Origin of the sequence: Pinibacter soli, assembly GCF_029961145.1 — a bacterium.
Lineage (GTDB): Bacteria > Bacteroidota > Bacteroidia > Chitinophagales > Chitinophagaceae > Pinibacter > Pinibacter soli.
In genome coordinates this window covers 1,668,393-1,690,901 of the sequence record NZ_JASBRG010000007.1, presented here as the reverse complement: position 1 = coordinate 1,690,901, position 22,509 = coordinate 1,668,393, and the positions used below count along the sequence as shown (strand labels likewise).

Annotated in this window: 21 protein-coding genes; 14 read left to right on the top strand and 7 right to left on the bottom strand. The window is 40.9% G+C overall.

Features of this window, described 5'->3' with window-relative positions:
• Nucleotides 1–278 precede the first annotated feature (278 nt).
• The 11 genes from rpmB to QJ048_RS17180 all read left to right on the top strand — a co-directional run bounded on the left by rpmB (nt 279) and on the right by QJ048_RS17180 (nt 9,823).
• Nucleotides 279–515: a 50S ribosomal protein L28 gene (gene rpmB / locus QJ048_RS17230; RefSeq protein WP_217793397.1), complete on the top strand. Its 237-nt coding sequence runs from the start codon at nt 279–281 to the stop codon at nt 513–515.
• 54 nt (nt 516–569) lie between these two features.
• Nucleotides 570–752: a 50S ribosomal protein L33 gene (gene rpmG / locus QJ048_RS17225; protein ID WP_217793395.1), complete on the top strand. Its 183-nt coding sequence runs from the start codon at nt 570–572 to the stop codon at nt 750–752.
• Nucleotides 753–788: 36 nt separating this feature from the next.
• Nucleotides 789–962 (top strand): DUF4295 domain-containing protein, encoded by a 174-nt coding sequence (locus tag QJ048_RS17220; protein WP_217793393.1) that lies wholly within the window; start codon nt 789–791, stop codon nt 960–962.
• Nucleotides 963–1,045: 83 nt separating this feature from the next.
• Nucleotides 1,046–2,008, top strand: coding sequence for a signal recognition particle-docking protein FtsY (gene ftsY / locus QJ048_RS17215; protein ID WP_282335646.1), 963 nt, complete (start codon nt 1,046–1,048; stop codon nt 2,006–2,008).
• A gap of 118 nt (nt 2,009–2,126) precedes the next feature.
• Nucleotides 2,127–2,753, top strand: coding sequence for an NAD(P)-dependent oxidoreductase (locus QJ048_RS17210; RefSeq protein WP_282335644.1), 627 nt, complete (start codon nt 2,127–2,129; stop codon nt 2,751–2,753).
• A gap of 183 nt (nt 2,754–2,936) precedes the next feature.
• Nucleotides 2,937–4,244 carry a 30S ribosomal protein S12 methylthiotransferase RimO gene (rimO, locus tag QJ048_RS17205; protein ID WP_282335643.1) on the top strand — a complete coding sequence of 436 codons (1,308 nt, stop codon included), beginning with the start codon at nt 2,937–2,939 and terminating at the stop codon, nt 4,242–4,244.
• Nucleotides 4,245–5,139: 895 nt separating this feature from the next.
• On the top strand, nt 5,140–5,946 hold the full coding sequence (locus QJ048_RS17200; protein WP_282335642.1) for a helical backbone metal receptor: 807 nt from the start codon (nt 5,140–5,142) through the stop codon (nt 5,944–5,946).
• A 7-nt stretch (nt 5,947–5,953) separates the two neighbouring features.
• On the top strand, nt 5,954–7,063 hold the full coding sequence (locus QJ048_RS17195; RefSeq protein WP_282335641.1) for a hypothetical protein: 1,110 nt from the start codon (nt 5,954–5,956) through the stop codon (nt 7,061–7,063).
• Nucleotides 7,064–7,241: 178 nt separating this feature from the next.
• On the top strand, nt 7,242–8,309 hold the full coding sequence (gene fbaA / locus QJ048_RS17190; protein ID WP_282335640.1) for a class II fructose-bisphosphate aldolase: 1,068 nt from the start codon (nt 7,242–7,244) through the stop codon (nt 8,307–8,309).
• A 369-nt stretch (nt 8,310–8,678) separates the two neighbouring features.
• The gene (locus tag QJ048_RS17185) at nt 8,679–9,242 is read left to right on the top strand and encodes a DUF4142 domain-containing protein (RefSeq protein ID WP_282335639.1); all 564 of its coding nucleotides are present in this window, start codon (nt 8,679–8,681) and stop codon (nt 9,240–9,242) included.
• A gap of 167 nt (nt 9,243–9,409) precedes the next feature.
• The gene (locus QJ048_RS17180; protein ID WP_282335638.1) at nt 9,410–9,823 is read left to right on the top strand and encodes a response regulator; all 414 of its coding nucleotides are present in this window, start codon (nt 9,410–9,412) and stop codon (nt 9,821–9,823) included.
• A 181-nt stretch (nt 9,824–10,004) separates the two neighbouring features.
• Here the strand turns inward: QJ048_RS17180 and QJ048_RS17175 are convergent, their stop codons facing one another.
• Nucleotides 10,005–10,844: an AraC family transcriptional regulator gene (locus QJ048_RS17175; RefSeq protein WP_282335637.1), complete on the bottom strand. Its 840-nt coding sequence runs from the start codon at nt 10,842–10,844 to the stop codon at nt 10,005–10,007.
• A gap of 155 nt (nt 10,845–10,999) precedes the next feature.
• On the opposite strand from QJ048_RS17175, the gene QJ048_RS17170 reads away from it, so the two are divergent.
• From QJ048_RS17170 to QJ048_RS17160, 3 genes are all read left to right on the top strand, one after another.
• Nucleotides 11,000–12,475, top strand: coding sequence for a xylulokinase (locus tag QJ048_RS17170; protein WP_282335636.1), 1,476 nt, complete (start codon nt 11,000–11,002; stop codon nt 12,473–12,475).
• Between the two features lie 219 nt (nt 12,476–12,694).
• Nucleotides 12,695–14,026, top strand: coding sequence for a xylose isomerase (xylA, locus tag QJ048_RS17165; RefSeq protein WP_282335635.1), 1,332 nt, complete (start codon nt 12,695–12,697; stop codon nt 14,024–14,026).
• 145 nt (nt 14,027–14,171) lie between these two features.
• The gene (locus QJ048_RS17160) at nt 14,172–15,587 is read left to right on the top strand and encodes an MDR family MFS transporter (protein WP_282335634.1); all 1,416 of its coding nucleotides are present in this window, start codon (nt 14,172–14,174) and stop codon (nt 15,585–15,587) included.
• A gap of 117 nt (nt 15,588–15,704) precedes the next feature.
• Here the strand turns inward: QJ048_RS17160 and QJ048_RS17155 are convergent, their stop codons facing one another.
• The 6 genes from QJ048_RS17155 to pflB all read right to left on the bottom strand — a co-directional run bounded on the left by QJ048_RS17155 (nt 15,705) and on the right by pflB (nt 22,495).
• Nucleotides 15,705–17,294 carry a Na+/H+ antiporter gene (locus QJ048_RS17155; protein WP_282335633.1) on the bottom strand — a complete coding sequence of 530 codons (1,590 nt, stop codon included), beginning with the start codon at nt 17,292–17,294 and terminating at the stop codon, nt 15,705–15,707.
• Between the two features lie 69 nt (nt 17,295–17,363).
• A complete protein-coding gene (locus QJ048_RS17150) occupies nt 17,364–18,218 on the bottom strand; it encodes a pirin family protein (protein WP_282335632.1) in 855 nt (284 codons plus the stop codon).
• 25 nt (nt 18,219–18,243) lie between these two features.
• A complete protein-coding gene (locus tag QJ048_RS17145; RefSeq protein ID WP_282335631.1) occupies nt 18,244–18,660 on the bottom strand; it encodes an OsmC family protein in 417 nt (138 codons plus the stop codon).
• A gap of 50 nt (nt 18,661–18,710) precedes the next feature.
• A complete protein-coding gene (locus QJ048_RS17140) occupies nt 18,711–19,001 on the bottom strand; it encodes a GNAT family N-acetyltransferase (RefSeq protein WP_217793370.1) in 291 nt (96 codons plus the stop codon).
• A gap of 306 nt (nt 19,002–19,307) precedes the next feature.
• Nucleotides 19,308–20,096 (bottom strand): pyruvate formate-lyase-activating protein, encoded by a 789-nt coding sequence (gene pflA / locus QJ048_RS17135; RefSeq protein ID WP_282335630.1) that lies wholly within the window; start codon nt 20,094–20,096, stop codon nt 19,308–19,310.
• Nucleotides 20,097–20,260: 164 nt separating this feature from the next.
• Complete coding sequence (gene pflB, locus QJ048_RS17130) at nt 20,261–22,495, bottom strand: formate C-acetyltransferase (RefSeq protein ID WP_282335629.1); 2,235 nt, start codon at nt 22,493–22,495, stop codon at nt 20,261–20,263.
• Nucleotides 22,496–22,509: the final 14 nt, after the last annotated feature.

The following is a 22,509-nucleotide window of genomic DNA, read 5'->3' as shown; positions in this document are numbered from 1 at the left end:
ATGATTTGTTGTGAGTTATGAGTTATAAGTTTTGAGTTGTAAGTTTTGGGTTTTGATTGCCGCGCTCAAAATGAAACAATTTTTACAGAGTAAATAAAGAAATAGGTTTAAGTTTTATATTTACATTTTGTATTGATAATCAATGTTTAACGGTTTTACGCCTCTTACTTAAAACCTAAAACCTAAAACTCATTACCCAAAACCCATAACTTTCTTCAAATTCTTTTTGTCAATTCAATACTTTTACTGACCTTTGCCGTCCAAAATTTTTCCAAGTCATGGCTAGAGTATGTCAGGTAACAGGTAAAACACCGATCAGCGGGCACAAGGTTTCTCACTCAAATATTAAAACTAAACGCAGGTTTTTACCAAATTTGCAAACTAAACGTTTTTTCCTTGTAGAAGAGGACAAATGGATCACTTTGAAAGTGTCTTCAGAGGCAATCCGCACAATCAATAAAAACGGATTGTATCCCGTAGTAAAAGAGTTAAGAGCGAAAGGTGTTAAGATCTAATTAATTTCCTTACTACTCGAAACCTATTGGTTTAATTAATAAATTTTTTATAAAATGGCAAAGAAAGGCAACAGAGTTCAGGTGATTTTGGAGTGTACCGAGCACAAAACAAGTGGTCAACCAGGTACTAGCCGCTACATCAGCACTAAGAATAAAAAGAATACTCCTGAACGTTTAGAGTTGAAAAAATTCAACCCTATTCTGAAAAAATACACTGTACACAAAGAAATTAAATAAGTAAATCCGAAAGGATAACTCATAAACTGATTCATTATGGCAAAAGCAGCTTCTAAGAACGCGAAGGTAAAAGATGCTAAAGCATCTGCTGAAGCGAAAAACTGGACTAAAGTTATTAAGGCGGTTCGTAGCCCGAAAACTGGTGCATACACTTTTAAAGAGCAAATCGTGCACAAGGATAAGGTGAAAGATTTTCTTGCCGGTAAATAATTTACATGTAAAGAGATTTTTTGTAAGAAGCTGTTCTGATGGTTTACAGGACGGCTTTTTCCGTTTAACTAAAAGCCTCAACTATGGGATTTTTCAATAAACTTTTTGGAAAAAAAGAAAAGGAAACATTAGATCAGGGACTTCAGCAAACCAAAGAAAACTTTCTTTCTAAAATTACCAAGGCAATTGCCGGTAAAAGTACCGTAGATGAGGAAGTGCTTGATAACCTCGAAGAAGCACTTGTTGGCGCAGACGTAGGAATCGATACAACTGTTCAGATCATCGACCGTATCGAAAAACGCGTAGCAAAAGATAAATACCTTAACACGACCGAACTCAATAATATTCTCCAGCAGGAAATTGAGTCCATGCTGGTAGACGCCCCAAGCGCAAATTCTTACGCATTCGATTCTGAATTGCCCTCCAGACCTTACGTGATCATGGTAGTGGGTGTGAACGGAGTAGGCAAAACTACCACAATAGGTAAACTCGCACATAATTTTAATAAGGCTGGCAAAAATGTATTGCTCGGTGCAGCTGACACTTTCCGTGCTGCAGCTGTTGATCAATTGACCATCTGGAGTGAACGCGCCGGCGTTCCAATTGTTAAACAGGATATGGGATCTGATCCCGCAGCCGTTGCATTCGATACCGTGCAAAGCGGAGTATCAAGAGGCAGCGATGTGATCCTGATCGATACAGCGGGCCGCTTGCATAACAAAGCACACCTGATGGAAGAATTGAGCAAAATTCGCCGTGTAATGCAAAAGGTAATTCCGGATGCGCCGCACGAAGTATTGCTGGTGCTTGATGGATCAACCGGCCAAAACGCACTTGAACAGGCAAAACATTTTACTGCCGCAACTGATGTAACAGCAATTGCTATCACAAAACTCGACGGTACTGCAAAGGGCGGCGTAGTTTTAGCAATAGCTAATCAATTCAAGATCCCTGTGAAATTTATTGGTGTAGGGGAAAAAATGGAAGACCTTCTTGTTTTCAACAAACATGAGTTTGTTGACTCTCTTTTTAATCTGGAAAAATAGTTCAATTTGAAATTTGAGATTTGATATTTGAGATTGATTCTCCAATGTGAAATTTCTAATTTCAAATTTCAAATCTCAGATTTCTAGTCCTAATTTCGAATCTCAAATCGTAAGTGAAATGAAAGTAATGATTGTTGGTAAAAACATCGCAAGACAGCATTTGATAAATCAGTTAGTCGGAAAAAAGATCGATGTTAGAGTTTTTGGCCGCCATGTATTGGAAAGCGTTACAAAGATTGACCATGTTGAATTAGTTACGGGGTCTGTTTTTGCCGAAGTAGATATCCGCGCAGCTTTGAAAGGCATTGACGCTGTAATTTCTATCATAGAAGCACGTAATGACGGTACAGATGTTACATTGTCTTTGGGAACAAAGAAAATTGTTGCAGAAATGGAAGCAGCCGGCATTAAGCGAATGATTGCCTTGGGTACAACAGCCGTTTTGGATATCAGCGAAGATGATCACGCATTGTTGGTTGACACAGATCTTTATCCTGAAACGCACAAATGCGAGGGTGACGAACTGAAAAAGGCAATGGAAACATTGAAACATTCAAAACTTGATTGGACATTGGTTTGCCCAGCGACTGTAAAGGAAGGAATTGTAACAGAGCATTATCACATTACAAAGAACTATCCGGCTTGGGGTAAAGGAAAAATTCTGGCCGGTGATCTGGCAGATTTTATTGTGAAAGAATTGGAAAGCGGAAATTATGTGAAAAGCAGAGTGGGAATCTCGAACTAAATTGTTGGGGCGAATGAATTCGCCCTATGCATTCTAAATAATTGCAAAGGCTCAGGGCGGTTTCGCTTTGAGCCTTTGCAATTATAGGACTCCGAATAACATCTTAAAAAATCTTAACAATCATAAAAAACAGCGTTTCAGGTTTTCAATGCCACATTTTCAAATTACCTTTGCCGCCTATTTATGAAGACAAGAACGCTTAAGAAAGATAAGGTAAACATCATTACGCTGGGTTGCAGCAAAAACATGGTGGATAGCGAGGTGCTAAGTGGCCAGCTTGCTGCCAATGAAATTGATGTAGTGCATGAAAGTGCGAAACGTGATCATAATATCGTGATCGTGAATACCTGCGGTTTTATCGACAAAGCCAAGGAAGAATCCATCAACACGATCATTGAGCAGGTTTCATTGAAGCAGAAAGGTAAGCTGGACAAAGTTTACGTTACAGGCTGCCTTAGCCAGCGTTACCGCGACGACCTGGAATCTGAAATTCCGGAAGTGGACGCATGGTTCGGTACAATGGAACTGCCTCTGATTCTCAAGAAATTTGAAGCTGATTATAAAAGCGAATTGTTGGGAGAGAGACTTTTGGCTACTCCTCAGCACTATGCTTACCTGAAAATAGCGGAAGGTTGTAACCGTACCTGCGCATTTTGCGCCATTCCACTGATGCGTGGTACACACGTGAGTAAATCCATTGAAGAGATTGTAGCTGAGGCTGAAAACCTGGTAAAACGTGGCGTAAAAGAGATCATGCTGATCGCACAGGAGCTTACTTATTACGGTTTGGATCTTTATAAAAAAAGAATGCTGGCCGATCTGCTGAACAAACTGGCAGATGTAAAAGGGCTTGAATGGATCCGTTTGCATTATGCTTACCCGCACAAGTTCCCAATGGAAGTGTTGGATGTAATGCGCGAACGCGATAATATTTGCAAATACCTCGATATGCCTTTACAGCATGCAGCAGACAATATGCTGAAAGCAATGAAGCGCCAGATCACCCGTCGCGAGATGGAAGAACTGATCGCCGCAATCCGCGAAAAAGTACCAGGCATTTGCTTGCGTACTACATTGATCGCAGGTTTTCCTGGTGAAACACAGGAAGATGTCGAAGAGCTTAAAGCATTTTTGCAGGCGCAGCGTTTCGACAGAGTGGGTATTTTCCCATATTCTCACGAAGAAGGTACTTCTGCGTACGATCTTGTAGACGACGTTCCACAAGAAGAAAAGGAGAGAAGAGCGCAGGAGATCATGGAAGTGCAGCAAGAGATCAGCTACGAAAAGAACCAGGAGAAAGTGGGCAAGATCTTCAAGGTATTGATCGATAAAAAAGAAGCAGGCCGCTACCTCGGCCGAACAGAGTTTGATAGCGTAGAGGTTGATAATGAAGTAGTAATCAGTAGCGATAAGAAGTTAACGGTCGGCGAATTCGTGAACGTAAAAATCACTAAAGCGTACGATTATGACCTTGAAGGAGAGGTAGTTTAATTGAAAATTGAAAGTTGAAATAGGAAAATGCGGTTTTCCCGTCAGTTTTCAGAATATATTGAAGCAGCACTTTTGTGCTGCTTTTTCTATTTATAGGGGATTTTACGCAACGCTCACTTTTTTGCCATTCCAATCTGAAGGACTTCAATTGATCATGAATTTCAGCTTCTATTTCCTATTTTTAATATTGTCGGGTATTTTTTAAATTAATCGAAACCCGCTCGGGTACTGACTTCCACGCATTGCAGCAATCTCATTTTCAATTTTCAATTTTCCACTTTCAATTGACTACATGGCGCGGTTTTTGTATTATTACATTCTACCTTCTTTATCTCTCAATCCACTTATTTAGCCGTAAAACATAAAAAGTTAGTAATAATACGATCGTTGTATTACTACATGTGTGTATTTACTGCACCACACAAATTGAGCAGATGTGCTCTTGTGGGGGAGCGGGGTCGGTTGTATGTTTGCATTAGAAGTTGATTGATCAGTAGATCAATAATATCCAAATCCAAGAGAAACCTACCGCTTAAAACACGGTAATTCCAATATCCAGTATCAGAAAGACCATTTAAAAATCCAGTATCAATCAACTTTCTTTTTATCCAATTTTCTTTGAAACCATAAGTCCAAGTCCGTTAAAACCGAAAACCAAGATCCGAGAAAAACCAAGATCCAAATCCAAGAAAAACTAAAAAGTCCTAAGTCCGTAAAACCAGTAGAAGTTTTTAAAGTCCAAAGTCCAGGTCCATCCGTCCCGAGAAACTAATTGAAATCCAGTAACCTCCTGCTAATTAAAGATTTTTTAGCAGGAGGAAACTAAAGCTCCTCCCCAACAATTTCACGTTTTTGATTTCCAATAATGCATAAATTGCCGCCACAAATCATTTGAATGCATTCTTTCTCGGACCAAACCGGTAATAGCATCTCTCTTTTGAATTTTCCCAAACGAATAATTTCTCTTGTTCCCTCGCAAACCGAATTGCTTTATACTTTACAGCTAGATGAAGAAGTCGTAGGTATCACGAAATTTTGTGTGCATCCTGAAATTTGGTTGCGCACAAAAAACAGGGTAGGTGGAACGAAGGATGTAAAATTTGACATCATAGAACAACTACAACCTGACCTTATTCTCGCCAATAAAGAAGAAAATGTAAAAGAACAGATCGAATATTTGTCAACCAAATTCCCAGTTTGGGTAAGCGATGTGGAGGATATTCAATCGGCGTACGAAATGATTTTGCAAATTGGCTCAATGACAGGAAAGGGCGTGATTGCAAATGAGTTAGCCGCTGCTATTGCCAAAGGATTTTCTGAATTGCATTCATTTGCGCCACCCACAAAAATTCCTGTCGGCTACCTAATTTGGAAAAATCCGTTCATGACGGTTGGCGGCGGTACATTTATCAACAACATGCTGGATGTTTGTGGTTTTAAGAATGTATTTGCTTCGCAAAAAAGATATCCTGAAATAACTATAGAGGACATCAAACAATCTGGTTGCAAAGCGTTGTTTCTTTCTTCAGAGCCTTATCCTTTCAAACAAAAACACATTGACGAATTACAAAAAGAATTGCCCGGTGTTGTTATAAAACTTGTTGACGGCGAAATGTTCAGTTGGTACGGAAGCCGCATGCTGCCTGCGATTGAGTATTTCAAAAGACTTATTCAGGAAGTTTTGTTAATTTGTAACAATTGAATGACGAATGAATTTACTGTACGATAAAAATATATTGCACTCGAAGGAACCGGGCAAGCCTTCACGTCGTAAACAATTATATAACGTAAATAAAGAATTGCGTGATTACCTGATCAGGTGGGGACGCGAAGTGGCGCTGCCGGTCGCTTATAACGATCTTTTGCTGTTCCGGTTTTCCATTCCGTTACTCGATAAAAATGGAAACGACACGCATTGGGAAAGAGTGAGCTATGACATGCGCGAGTGGGAATACCTGCGTGAAGGCCTTGTAAAAATCTACGCTATTTTAAAAATAGAAGGGAACTATGTTTACAATGATCATCTGGATGTGGCAAGTATAGATTATTGCCCATTCGGAAATTCCCGTCCTTTCAGAATTCGCATCATTAATAAGTTTAACGACAACTGTGATCATTATTACATAAAGCAGGCAGATGCATCGCGTATTTATGGTTTGGAGCTTGAGCATATTCTTTCATCTAATCGCGTACTATTTTTTACTAACTATAATACGCTGGTGGAACAACATATTCCCGGTATTCCGGGCGATATCTTTATACAAAGAGAATTAGATGGCGAACACACAAACAAAGTGCGCTTTGCAAAAGAGTTTGTGAAGTTTAATGAACATTGTTTTATCCGTCTTCTCGGCGACATGCGAAGCTATAATTTTGTAGTGAATGTGACACCGGATATAGAAGGTTATCACTACAAAATACAAGCGATAGATTTTGACCAGCAAAGTTACGAAGGCCGTAAAAATATGTACCTGCCACAGTTTTTTAAAGACAACTATGAGCTAGTTAAACTTTGCCTTTCATACCTTAATAAGGAATCTATCGAACAATACCAGGCTGAAGAAAGAACGTTGATGACCTTTAGGTTGGTGTCATCAAAACTGCGGATGCAGGCGCTTATGAACATTATGGTAAAGGACGATATTGCCCCTCCGGAAAAAATAAACCAGCTTAAAACAGAACTTGCTGAATTTTATAATCAGCCGCGATTTTTGAAATGCAAAACAATGGGAGATGTATTAAAGCTGCAGATGAAGCAGAAGTTAATTAAGAACCTGCAACAAATTCCGAAAGACAAAAGGCATTTCGTGTTCAGATAAAAACGGGTAGAGCAAAATCAATTAGATTCTGAATCAGCCGGGTGTATGATAATAATCAAAAAACAAGTTGTTTAAGCGCAATTTTAATCTTTATTATCAATTGAATACTTTCTTATCTTAGCGGGCCGACAAATTTCGACCAAACTCAATTGTATAAAACGAAAAAACACAATTTTAGATGAAAAAGTATAGAGCCGGGGTTCTATTTGGCGACGAACTGGAAGCATTGTACAATGATGCTAAAGATAACCAGTTTGCTATTCCTGCAGTAAACGTAATTGGAACAGACAGTATCAACGCTGTTTTGGAAACTGCTGCCAAAGTAAATTCTCCAGTAATCATTCAGTTTAGTAACGGTGGCGCTCAGTTCATGGCGGGAAAAGGTATGCCAAATGACCAACTTCAGGCAAACATTTCCGGTGCTATTTCTGGCGCTCTTCACGTACATAACGTAGCAAAATACTACGGCGTTCCTGTAGTGTTACACACTGACCACGCTGCAAAAAAATGGTTGCCATGGATCAGTGGTTTGCTGGATGCCGGCGAACAGTTCTATAAAGAAAAAGGTCAGCCTTTGTTCAGCTCTCACATGCTGGATCTTTCTGAAGAGCCTTTAGAAGAAAATATTCATACGTCTGTTGAATTCTTCAAACGCATGGCTCCGCTTGGTATGAGCATCGAAATCGAACTGGGTGTTACCGGTGGTGAAGAAGATGGCGTAGACAACAGCGGTGTTGAAAACGATAAATTATATACTCAACCAGAGCACGTTGCTTACTCATATACAGAGTTGAGCAAAGTAGGTAAACTGTTCACAGTTGCTGCCGCTTTCGGTAACGTACACGGTGTGTACAGCCCGGGCAACGTAGAATTGCGCCCTGTAATTCTGAACAACAGCCAGGTGTACATCGAGAAAGAATTGAAAACAGGTCCAAAACCTGTATACTTTGTGTTCCACGGTGGTAGTGGCTCTCCTCAACATCAGATCCGTGAGGCAATTGGTTACGGTGCCATTAAAATGAACATCGATACTGATATGCAGTGGGCAATGTGGGAAGGTGTATTGAAGTTCTACAAAAAGAATGAAGCTTATTTGCAAGGCCAATTAGGAAATCCTGAAGGCGCAGACAAGCCAAACAAAAAATTCTACGATCCACGCGTATGGCTTCGCAAAGGCCAGGATAGCTTTATTCAGCGTTTGGAAGTAGCATTTAACGATCTGAACTGTATAAACAGAAATGCATAAAAAGAAAGATCCCGCGAAATGCGGGACTTTTTGTTTTTAGAATGCACACGGATGACACGGATGACACGGATTGGACGGATTTACACGGATTTTTTAATAACTGAATAACTGAGTGTTCATGTGTAAGGGTCAATCTCAACCTTAAACACTCAGTTATTCTACTTTAGCTAACTATCCGTGTAAATCCGTCCAATCCGTGTCATCCGTGTGCCATCAAAATCTGCGTTCATCAGTTAAATCAGCGTCATCTGCGTGCTCACTAGTGCAGAATATTATCCTCAAATTGTTGCTTTATCCTCATAATTACCAAGGGCTTAGTATTTGATGCTTAGGTAGTACAATATTTTTTGTAAACCTAAAAGTCACATTATGAAACGGATTGTTTTTGCTTCATGCCTTGCCCTCGCTTCTTCTATAATGGTATCTTGTAACAGTGGTACAACTACAGAAAATAAAGACGCTGTAGATAGCGCCAAAGCTGTAAATAAAGAAATAAAACCTGTTGATAAATCAGTTTCTGACTTCGCAGTGAAAGCCGCCAGCGGTGGCATCATGGAAGTAGAACTGGGAAAAATTGCAGCACAAAAAGCTGTTAATCCGAGAGTGAAAGCTTTTGGTCAAATGATGGTGGATGATCACTCGAAAGCAAATGATGATCTTAAAAGTCGTGCTGCGATGGAAAATATCACGCTGCCATCCAACATGAGCGATGATCAGCAAAAAATGATTGATAAGTGCAACAAAAAGATGGGTAAGGATTTCGATAAGGAATACATGGATATGATGTTGAACGATCACAAAGAAGATGTGGATATGTTTAAAAAAGCTTCATCAGATTTAACAGATTCAACAATTAAAGATTTTGCAACAAGTACGTTGCCAACATTGCAAAAACATTTGGATTCTGCGCAAGCAATTACAGGGAAGCAGTAAACAATTTGAAAATTTGAGGATTTGAAAATTTGAAAATGCTTTTGGTTGAAAATTCATTGTCTAACTGGTCAGATCGTTTTGGCAGGATGATTAGAATTTGAAAATAGAATGATGCACATCCCATTTTAAAATTTTCAAATCCTCAAATTTTCAAATTACAATTTAACATGACGCAGGCAAAAATCTTACTGGTAGATGATGATCTGGAGGACCGCTTTTTGATTGAAGATTCATTCAAAGAGATAGGTGTGAGCGATCTTTTGCACTTTGAAGACAACGGTGAAAATGCGTTGAATTACCTGGAGCAAAGCTTTTATAGTTGTTCTCTTCCATGCCTCATAATACTTGATCTGAACATGCCGAAGATGAACGGCACTCAAATCCTTCGTCTTTTAAAAGGCAACGATAAATTCATCAATATCCCTGTTATCATTTTTTCTACTTCCTTAAATGCAATAGAAAAAGAAGAATGTCTTCGTCTTGGGGCTTATTCATATGTGATCAAACCAGTATTCTACAAGGATTCTATTGATACCGCAAAAATGTTTTACGATTTGTCGAGAGAATTTAGCGAGAGTTGATTTTACGCAAAGGCGCAAAGGGAAAACAAAGTACGCAAAGGCTGATCAATAGAAATACTACTGTCGACGTGTGCGACGCAACGATGCTGAATCAAAGTCTACCGCTCACCTCCAAAAAAGTCTTTTCAAATCATGACGATCATGATAATCTGCGTTCCCATTTTAAAATTTTCAAATATTCTCAATAGTTCTTCCGAAACTTCCCCGGCGTCATTCCCTTTCTTCTTAAAAATTGCCGGTTGAAATTGGCGATTGTTTCAAAACCGCTTTCATAGCAGATATCAAGAATGCTCATTTGTGTTGACAACAACAATTTACATGCATAGCCAATGCGTATTTCGTGCACAAAATCAAGGTAAGTTTTGCGTGTCCGTTTTTTAAAATAAGAACAAAAAGCAGGCACACTCATGTTGGCAATATTTGCAATAACCGTTAGTTCGATCGGTGATTTAAAGTTTGCCATTGTGTACTGAAAAATATTGTCAATGCGCCTTTGCTCATGTGGGTTAAGCGCTTTGATCTGTTGTGTGGAAACAAGTGTGTAGTCTTTCGTCTCGGCCAGTACCTGCAAACATTCACAAAGGCGAACAATTTTGCTAAAGCCACTTTCAGACTCCAGCGCTTTAATGTAAGGCTTAAGTATAGCTTTCGTTTCGCCGGTTATCTTCATGCCATGTGCAGATGTTGCGAGCAGTTTTTTTACAGACTTACTTTCAGGAAGATTTAGAAATTCCTGTCCCCAAAAATCATCTCTGAAGTGAATTACCACCGCACTTGTGATGAGATCCTCCGTGCTTTTCTGAAAAGTATGAGGCAGGTTGGAACCGAGAAAGAAAATATCATCTACCTCAAATTCATCTACGGCATTGCCCACAAAGCTTAATCCGCCGCCTTCCGTAAAAAGAATCAACTCGTACTCGATATGCTGGTGCCACGGAACTTCAAAAAGGGGAGTCCTGTGCGTTCTTGCGACGAACGAAGAATCTACTGCGAGGGGCAATTTCTCAATAAAAGTCTTCATAATACAATATTACGGTTTCCGGTGACTAAAAAATGCTAATTTGATTAATATTGTATAAGTTTTGATTAAAAAAATAGCAGTTTTAAATTCAAAGGGTTTATAATTTCGAATCGTCGGAATGATTGAATAATTTGAATCACTGAACTGTTTGCCATATGTTATTACTGGGAATAGACGTAGGAACTTCTTCCATTAAAGTGTCTGTTGTAGACGCATCTACAAGAAAAAACATTGTTTCAGCGCAATATCCTGAAACAGAATCTGCCATCAACTCCGTAAAACCAGGCTGGGCAGAACAAGAGCCGGAGATGTGGTGGGAACACGTACAACAGGCCATTCTAAAAGCAAACGCAACAAAAAAATACGATCCGAAGGAAATAGGGGCCATAGGTATCGCTTACCAAATGCACGGTTTGGTATTGGTAAATAAACAACAGCAGGTGCTGCGTCAATCCATTATCTGGTGCGATAGCCGTGCTGTTGAAATTGGAGATAAGGCCTTCTCCGCAATCGGAGAAGCAAAAAGCCTGAGCCATTTATTGAATTCTCCGGGCAACTTCACTGCATCAAAACTCGCGTGGGTAAAGGCAAACGAACCTGCCGTATATAATGAAGTTCACAAAGCAATGTTGCCAGGTGATTTCATCGCTATGAAATTAACGGGCGATATTACTACAAGCATATCTGCGTTGTCGGAAGGTATTTTCTGGGACTTTAAAGAAAACAAACTGTCTGACGACGTTTTTAATTACTACGGTTTTAGCAAAGACGTGATTCCTGCTATTAATCCTGTTTTTTCTGAACATGGAAAACTGCAGGCATCCGTTGCGCACATCCTCTCATTAAAAGAAGGTATTCCGGTGACATATAAGGCCGGTGACCAACCGAATAATGCATTGTCGTTGAACGTGCTGGAACCCGGTGAAGTAGCAGCAACAGCAGGCACTTCCGGTGTTATCTATGGAGTGAGCGATGAATTGACTTACGACAAACAATCCCGTGTAAATACATTTGCGCATGTGAATCACCGTGAGGATGAACAACGACTTGGTGTGTTGCTTTGCATCAACGGCACAGGCATTCTGAACCGTTGGGTGAAGAATACATTTACGCCTGCGATCTCATATTCACAAATGAACGACTCGCACAAGAAAGCGCCTGCGGGTAGCGACGGCCTGCGTGTATTGCCTTTCGGAAATGGTGCTGAAAGAATGCTGAACAACAAAATAGTAGGGGCTCATTTTCATAACATCGATTTGAATTTGCATTCGCAGGAACATGTGCAACGTGCATCGCAGGAAGGTATTGCGTTTGCATTTCGCTATGGTTTGGATATCATGCGTGAAAACGGCATGAATCCACAGGTGATCCGTGCGGGTAAAGCAAATCTTTTCTTAAGTGATCTTTTTGCAAAATCATTTGTAAATGCTACTGGCGTTCCTGTCGAATTATACGAGTGTGATGGTAGCGTGGGCGCTGCAATAGGTGCAGGTATTGGCGTGGGCGCATACAGCACGCCTAAGGATGCATTTGCAGATGAGAAGCCGCTGCAACTGATAGAACCAACGGAGACGAAGACATTCGACAAGTTTTATTTCGATTGGAAAGAGTTGCTGCAGAAATTTATTTGAAAAGAGAACGAACGCAGATTTTCATGATTGTCATGATTTGTTATGATTTTGAAATTGTGTCAATTGATCGTAATAATCACATAAAATCTGATTTCAAAATTGAATATGGAAAAACGCTGATTGCTCGATACGATGATTATTATGGTTTTAAAAAATCATAACAAATCATGACAATCATGAGAATCTGCGTTCCATAAATAAAAAATAAATACAAACGATATGTCAAAGATTGTAACCGGCTCGAAAGAGTTCTTTAAAGGTGTAGGACAAATTAAATTTGAAGGTCCTCAAACTGACAACCCGCTTGCTTTTCGCTGGTATGATGAAAACCGTGTGATCGGCGGAAAAACAATGAAAGAATATTTGCGCTTTGCAGGTGCTTACTGGCACTCTTTCTGTGCAACGGGTAACGATCCGTTTGGTGGTGGCACCATTGTTCACGAGTGGAATGAAAAAGCAGATGCTGTAGAAAGAGCAAAAGACAAGATGGATGCAGCTTTCGAGTTTCTTACAAAAATGAATCTTCCTTACTACTGCTTCCACGATACGGATGTTGTAGACTATACCGACAATGTTGCTGACAACGAAAAACGTTTGGCTGCATTGGTAGAATATGCAAAACAAAAACAAGCTGACAGTGGTGTTAAACTTTTGTGGGGTACTGCAAACGTGTTCTCTCATAAAAGATACATGAATGGAGCATCTACCAATCCTGATTTCCATGTGTTGTCACACGCTGGCGCACAAGTGAAAGCTGCGATCGATGCGACTATCGCTTTGAAAGGTGAAAACTATGTATTCTGGGGCGGTCGTGAAGGTTACATGAGTTTGTTGAACACAAACATGAAACGTGAGAAAGAACATTTTGCACGCTTCCTGCACACGGCAAAAGATTACGCAAGAAAGAACGGTTTCACAGGTACATTCTTCATCGAGCCTAAGCCTTGCGAACCAACTAAGCACCAATATGATTACGACAGCGAAACTGTAATTGGTTTCTTGCGTCAATACGATCTGTTGAATGATTTCAAATTGAACATTGAAGTAAACCACGCAACATTGGCTGGCCATACTTTCCAACACGAATTACAAGTTGCAGCAGATGCAGGTATGTTGGGTAGCATGGACGCAAACCGTGGTGATTATCAAAACGGATGGGATACTGACCAGTTCCCTAACAACCTGAATGAATTGGCTGAAGCAATGCTTGTAATTGTTGAAGCTGGAGGATTCCAGGGTGGTGGTATCAACTTCGATGCGAAGATCCGCAGAAACTCTACTGACATCGATGATATCTTCCACGCACACATCGGCGGTATGGACAACTTCGCAAGAGCGTTGGTCATTGCTGATGGCATCCTTAATAAATCTGACTACAAAAAATTGCGTACTGAACGTTATGCATCTTTTGATAGCGGAAAAGGAAAAGAATATGAGCAAGGCAAACTTTCTCTGGAAGATCTTCGTGCCTATGCGATTGAAAACGGCGAACCTGCTACTAAGAGTGGTAAACAAGAGTACTTCGAAAATCTTGTGAACAGGTTCATTTAATCAGCGTTTTGTAAGCAAGCATATATTCGATTACAATGCGGGGCCAAAAGCCTCGCATTTTTTTTGCGGGTACAGATAGCCACTGGCTACCGGGAACCTTTCCGCTGGAACAATTTTTTAACAAATCTGTTACTACATACATCTATTGAAAAATAAAACACTCATACTCATTACACTCATGTGCGGAACATTCATGGCGGCAATTGATGCCAGCATCGTGAATGTATCATTGCCTGTAATGCGCACTGAGTTTGATGTGCGGGTGGATGAAATAGAATGGGTGATCACCTCCTACATGGTCGCGTTTTCATTATTTATACCATTGATCAATTGGGTAAAAAACAGGATTGGTTATTATAACCTGTATTTATTAAGTGTGGCAATATTTACACTCGGTTCGTTGCTGTGTAGTCTTGCAGTTGATTTGCCGATGCTTGTAATTGCAAGAGTGATACAAGCCATTGGCGGCGGTGCAATTAGTCCAACGTCATTAGCGATTGTATCAGAAACATTTCCCAAAGAGGAGAGAGGAAGCGCCATTGGTTGGTGGGGATTGGGAAATGTGATGGGTCCCGCACTCGGGCCAACATTAGGTGGCGTATTGACGCAATATCTTGGTTGGCCATCTATCTTTTACGTAAACATTCCGGTAGGCATTGTTACCATATTGCTTACAATGAAACATCTTAATTTCTTAAAGAAACAACCACGCTACAAATATGGATTCGATATAAAGGGCTTCGCATTTTTCGGGCTCTTCATCATTGCTATACAGTATGCCATTGCAGGCATTGCGAAGTATAACCCGTTGTCGTGGCATGTGTTGGTTGGCTTTGGTGTTTCAATTTTATCATTGGCCCTGTTCATTCGTTCTGCAAGAAGACCCGCGCCATTATTGGATTTATCGGTGTTTAGATCGGGCGTGTTTTTAAACAGCATTGTGATTGTTGCGATACGTTCCATCGCATTGTATGGTGGCTTGTTTTTTCTACCGTTTTTATTGCAAGGCTTATTGGGCTTTTCAGAATTCCAGTCAGCTATGCTCATGTTGCCAAATGCGCTTGTAATGATTATTGTAAGACCAGTTGCGGGAAGGTATGCAGATAAAGGCGCGGTGAGAAATATTTCAGTTGCAGGAATTATTCTCGTCTCGATCTCCATGTTGTTGTTTTCCCGAATCAATGTTGGTTCGGGTATATGGTTGATTATCGTCGCAATGGTAGTGCGTGGAGTGGGCATGGGCATATTGGTTGCGCCTGTTTCTACTTCGTTGCTGAATGCAGTAAGCGAAGCGCAAACGGCAACAGCTACTTCGTTAAATAGTTTGGTACAGCAGGTTGGCGGTTCAATTGGTATTGCAATAAGCGGAGTGGTGCATCAATACATTTACAATTACTATCTCGATAAAAATGATGTGATCATTATTGCAGAGCACTTTGCTTTGCAAGATGGCTTTGTGATCGCGGCAATCATTATTGCCCTCGCTCTTATTCCTGCATTTAAGTTGCCTGCAAAGACGTATGTAAGACCTAAAGTAGAAGCGGAAGTTGCCTTGAAATAATAACTACAATCGGCACACGGATGACACGGATTTGACGGATTTACACGGATTTTTTTTTGATCACATTGAAAAGATGTAACGGTTCTGCATTTCACATCAACGGGCAAAACTCAAAACTCACTTGTGCAATCTCGCTTCTTCCAGATCAAGCTCCAATTCTTTCTTACGAATCAATTCATCCGGAAAGCTATTGTTGTGGCGCATTTTGTTTAACTCATTTCTTTTGATGGCAACAAGATCAATAAGCATTTGCCTGTACTTTGGAAGAAAGGCAGGCGCCTCAGCTGCATTGGTTTCCATGTTGAGGCGTTTGCCTGCAATGTCTATCATGCGGGCATAACGTTCTTTCACACGTATATAAGCATCATTATCTGCAAGCTCTGAATAGTGACTGTCCATGTGTTCAAGTGAAGCTTCTGCCAATCGCAAACGCACGGCCAGCGCCAGTTGTGACTCATCTTCTTCCGAATGTACTTTCAATACTTTGATCAACCACGGAAGCGTTAAACCCTGGAACACCAACGTAACAAGGATGAGAATGAATGTGATGAACAAAATAAGATCGCGGTGAGGAAAAGGCGTTTTGTCAGATAATGTCAATGGAATCGCCAATCCTGATGCGAGTGACACCACACCCCGCATACCGCTCCAGCCCACTATCAGCACATTTTGCCATGTTGGTTTGGGCTCTGTTGTTCTGATCTTTTTACTTAAAAGCCTTGGTATGTAAGTGTTTGGAAATATCCACGCTATTCTGATAACAATCACCAGCAGTGTGATCAACAATGCATAACCGATGGAAGCAATAATAGAATACTCCTGGATGCCATTGATGATGCTGCGTAATTGCAGGCCGATCAAAATGAACACAACACCGTTCAACATAAACACAACAGTGTCCCACACATGCTGCATTTGCAGTCTTGAGCTGTAGGAAAAAATGTCTTGTGATCTGTAAGTAAGAAATAAACCACCGCTTACAACTGCTAGCACGCCTGAGCTATGAAAATGCTCCGCCGCGATATACATGATATATGGAGTCATCAAACTTACAGCTGTATCAATGCTTGGTGTAGTGGGTAAGTAACGGTGTATCGAGTAAATGACAAAGCCGATGGCGATACCAATCAATACGCCCAAGACAACGACGTATAAAAAGTTTGCTTCAGCTTTCCAGATATTAAAATTACCAATAAGAATAGCTGCCAGTGCAAAGCGAAATACGATCAAACTCGCTGCGTCATTCACAAGGCTTTCGCCTTCAAGTATGGTAACGATTCGTTTGGGTAGTTTTAATTCCTGCATTACCGTTGTCGCGGCAACAGCATCTGGTGGCGAAATGATACCACCCAATAAAAAGCCAAATGCCAATCCGAAATTTGGAATGATATAAGATGAAAAGAATGCAACGCCACAGGCCGTTGTGATCACCAAACCAAAGGCCAGCAACGAAATTGGTCTTTTCCATTTCCAAAAATCTTTCCATGAGGTGTTCCATGCAGCAGCATATAACAAGGGCGGAAGGAATATCAGAAACACGAGATCCGGTTGCAATTGTATATCAGGAATGCCGGGAATGATGCTGATGAAAAGCCCTGACACGACAAGAAATATAGGATAAGAAATGCGCAGCTTGTTGCTAAGCATTGCCAGCATGGAAACGCCAAGTAACAGAGATATTATAAGGAGTATGTTGTCCTGGATCATACCGGGAAATTAGGAATTAGAAATTAGAAATCAGGAATTAGGAATTAGGTGGGGCGTAGGGTCCATCAATTAATAATCAAGCGTGCCGAATTTGCCATCGGCGAAATCTTGTTCCGCTTGCAAAACTTCTTCTTCAGTGTTCATTACAATGTTCCCTTTGGCAGCAACGGGTTCATTGATTGGTTCGGCAGATAGAAAAATGATTTTGCAATCAGCTTCAGTTGCTATTTGAATGTCTGTGTTATTTTTTTCAAAGATGATCAGCTCATGCGATTTTACATGACTGCCATTGACATTTGCTGATCCTTTCAGAAAATATAATAAGGTCCAGTATCCCTCTTTGGTAGAGAGTTTCAGCGTTTTGCCATTTGCTATACTTCCAAAAAGAGAAACGATTGGAGTGAATGATTGCAGTGGTCCGCTGAAATTTCCATATTCACCACTGGCCAGTTTTAAGTTGATGCCTTCTTCGTTAAAGAGCGATGGCATTTGACTTGCAGATACCTGTTGATAGTTAGGTGCGTCCCATTTATGAGCCTTCGGTACATTTACCCAAAGCTGTATAAATTCATAGTTGCCGCCTTTTTCAAGAAACTCTTTTGTTGGGCCTTCGCTATGTAATAATCCGCTTCCTGCAAACATCCATTGTACATCTCCCGCGTTAATAACACCTTCATTTCCCTGGTTGTCTTTATGGTATCCGGAGCCCTGAAACATAAATGTTACCGGTGCGAAACCCCTGTGTGGATGCGGATGCACACGCTCCGCAGGAGAGTTAGGTGAATACTGATGCTCTGGTAAATGATGCAAAACAATGAACGGATTAGCAAACCGGAAATCCTTATGTGGTAAAGGTTGTAAAATGGTTTCTTCGCCTATGCTTTTTTCTCGTCCTTCTAATATGTGATCGATCTTTTTCTCCATACAAAACAATTTTACTAGTGAAGCATTACGCAAGCATCGTGATAATGTCATTCGGTTTTTTCAACAGCTTGTGAACGGGACACACGTCTGCAATCTCCATCAAACGTCGACGCTGCTCGTCGGTAAGATCACCGCTGAATGAAAGCTCTACATAAAAGGTGTTGTTGCCGGATGGTAATGCCTTGCCTGATACAAGATTGACTTTGGCATGTATTTTCTGAAGGTTCCAGCCTTTGCGGTTGGCATACATACGCAATGTAATTACAGTGCAGGATGCGAGCGACATACAGATGTAATCTCCCGGCGCAGGGCCAAGGTCAAGGCCGCCTTTTTCCGTAAGCTCATCTGCTATAAGGCTATGGCCATTTACATTCAGGTTGATCGTATACAGCTCGCCGTTATTTTCGGCTTCTGCAGTGGCAATTATATTTGTTGGCAACACGATGGGTGGTTTTGTTTTTAAGGAATATTGGTTTCAGAAATTATGGCGGATTATTTTTTCCAGACATCATTGTACAGGTCGGGATGTCTTTGAAATTGCGCGTGAACGTATGGGCACAATGGAATGACTTTTAATTGATGTTGACGTGCATAGTTTACCATTGTTTCCAGCAGCTTTTTGGCAATGCCTTTGCCTTCTGCTTCCGGTTTCACTTCAGTATGATACACTGCCATGTCATGTCCGTTAATGCCAATTTCCATTTCGCCTATTTGCTGATCATTTTCCTCGTAAAAAAAAGCGCCTCGGTTTCTGTCGTTTAACTGAAGTGTGATATTGTCCATGGTAACAGGTTGAAGATTTGTTGCTCAAATTTAATGAACGAAGCTTATGTTACAAAGTGAGCACGTAGATGACGCAGATTTAACTGATTTGCGCAGATTTCTGATGGCACACGGATTGGGCGCCCGCCTGAATGAATTTATTCGGGCAGGGATTTATACGGATTTTTTTTGAGTATTTAGGCAAACCGGACTTAGTGAAGCATCTAAATTAAAAAAGTCCCTCGCTTGGGGACTTTACTTTTTCAAGTAGGCAATATATCGGTAGAAGATCCGTGAAAATCAGTCAAATCAGTGTCATCCGTGTGCTTACTTCAAACGCACATCAGCGAAATATTTTTGGAAAGTATGTAGTACTCTTTCTTTGATCTCTGAAGAAGGAGTCGTAACATCTGTTAACTGATAGGGAAGTCCCATCATGCGCCATTTATGCATGCCCAGCTGGTGATATGGAAGAATCTCGACACGGTCCACATTTTTGTAACCCGTAAATTGTCGGGCCCATCTTTCAACAAATTCAGGTTGATCGTTCCAGCCGGGTACCAGCACGTAACGCAGCCACATCTTTTGATTGACGCTTTCGCAATATTCAGCCACTTTTAAAGTAGGCTTGTTCGAAACGCCACATAGTTTGTGGTGCCAGTCATCATCAATATGTTTTACGTCGAGAAGAATCAGGTCTGTATGATGCAGCAGTTCTTTAACATCATTATCCAGTAATCTGCCATTGGAATCAAGGCAGGTGTTTATACCATTTTCGTGCAATTTTTTAAAGAAGGTAATCAACTTTGACCTTTGCAACAGCGGCTCTCCTCCGGAAACAGTTACACCGCCCTTGTGACCAAAATAATCTTTTTGATTAATGGCCCGTGTTACCAATTCATCGATTGAAACCATTGTGCCGCCATTCACATCCAGCGTATCTACATTTTGACAATACAGGCACCGAAACTGGCAGCCTTGTACAAAGATCACCATTCGCACGCCCGGGCCATCGTGCGTTCCAAACGTTTCAAGCGAATGAATGCGAAGATCATTCGGATGCTGAATGTTTAATGTATCCTGCTCGGTATCCTGGAGTGGAAAATATAGGCCCATGGCTGAATAATTAAAATAGTTGAAAATTGAAAATTGAAAGTTGAAAATGAAGTTGTTGGAAGCGCGACAATCTATGTTTTCTGTCGGACAATGAATGCCCGTTTTCCTTAAACAAACTTAATCTACTTCATTTTCAACTTTCAACTTTCAAATTTCAATTAAAACTACATGCTTTCATGGAATGTTCTCGCAATCACTTCCAGTTGGTGTGCTTTTGACAAGCGAACGAAATTAACCGCATAACCAGAAACACGTATTGTCAACTGAGGATATTGTTCCGGATGATTGTACGCATCCATTAATGTTTCGCGCTTAAGCACGTTAACATTCAGGTGATGTGCACCATGGCCAAAATATCCATTCAAAGTAGCAACGAGATTTTCAACCTGCTCTTCTTTTGTTGACCCTAATGATTTAGGGATCATAGAGAATGTGTTGGAAATACCGTCCTGTGCATCTTCGTAACTTAGTTTACTAACAGAGTTCAAAGAAGCGATCGCTCCTGTGCAATCACGGCCATGCATTGGGTTGGCACCCGGTGCAAATGATTCTCCCGCTTTGCGTCCGTCAGGAGTTGCGCCGGTGTTTTTACCATACATTACATTGGATGTGATGGTTAACAGTGACAATGTTGGTGTAGCGTTTTTGTATGTCTGGTGTTTGCGCAGTTCGCCGATAAAGAAGGATGTGATCTCTTTTGCGATATTATCAACACGATCGTCATCGTTACCATATTTAGGGAAATCGCCTTCAATGTTGAAATCAGTAGTCAAACCTTTGCTATTGCGAACCGGCGTAACTCTTGCGTATTTAATGGCACTCAGTGAATCTGCGATGATTGAAATGCCTGCTGCACCGTAAGCAATGTCAATGCCGGGATCTGTATCTATCACAGCCATTTGCGCTCTTTCGTAGTAATATTTATCATGCATGTAATGAATAACAAACATTGATTTTGCATACACTCTTGCTAATTCACTTAATGCATACTTGAATTGTTGCAGCACAAGATCATAACTTAAAACACCTTCCGGTACTGCAGGAATGCCGTTAATGATTTGTGTGCCTTTTTCTTCTTCGCGTCCTTCGTTAAGCGACAACAGTAACGCTTTTGGTATGTTCGCCCTTGCGCCAAAGTGTTGAATGCGTTTGCCGATAGGTTGGTAAGAAACGCAGCAAGCAATGCCATAATCATCAGACCCGCGAACGCATCTCATTACGTCATCATTTTCATATTGCAATGAAGATGTGTCGATAGAAACCTGTGCGCAGAAGCTTTTGAATTCTTCAGGCAAATCATTTGACCAAAGCACTGTAAGATTTGGTTCAGGAGCAGGTCCTAAATTGTATAATGTTTGCAAAAAGCGGAAAGATGTTTTGGTAACTTTTGTACGGCCATCGTGGAATTGTCCGCCAATAGATTCTGTTACCCATGTAGGATCACCGCCAAATATTTCATCGTAAGTGCCAGGCCTTAAGTGACGAACCAGGCGAAGTTTCATTACAAACTGGTCAACCATTTCCTGTGCTTCTTCTTCAGTGATAATGCCTGCTTCCAAGTCGCGTTCGATATAGATATCAAAGAATGAAGAAACGTTACCGAGAGACATCGCTGCACCATCTTGTTCTTTAATGGCTGCGAGATATGCAATGTATGTCCATTGTATCGCTTCTTGTGCGGTTTCCGCAGGACCTGTTATGTCAATCCCGTATCCTTTCGCCATCACAATCATGTCTTTCAATGCATTGATCTGCGAAGAAAGCTCTTCGCGCAGGCGAACTTTATGCTCAGTCAATTCTCCCGAAACATTGGCATAGTCAAATTTTTTTGCCTCGATAAGTACATTGGCTCCATAGAGTGCCATGCGGCGGAAGTCGCCAATGATGCGGCCCCTGGCATAGTTGTCAGGCAAACCTGTTAGTACGTGATTGGAGCGATAAGCACGGATTTCACTGTCGTAAGCATCAAACACCGCCTGGTTATGGTTTCTAGCATAATTAAAAATATCAACCACGCGTTCTGAAACTGTTAGTCCCCGTTCTTCAACCGCAGCCTGTACCAACTTAATGCCCCCAAAGGGTTTCATGGCACGCATCAATGGCAATTCCGTTTGCAGGCCAACAATTACTTCGTCATCTTTTTTTATATAGCCCGGCCCAAATGCGGTTATATTTGAAATTACTTCTGTATTGATCGAACGACAGCCATTGTTAATTCTTTCTTCGTTCAAAGCTACCTTAGCTGCGCCCCATACACTAAGCGTTTTCTTGCTGGGTCCTTGCAGAAAAGAGGCTCCTCCTTCATACGGAGTAATATTGTTTTTTACAAAGTCTGCCGGATCAATGTTTTTGTTCCATGCTCCTTTTTTAAACGCTCTTAAAGAAAGGTCTGTGTTCATAATAATACTGTTTA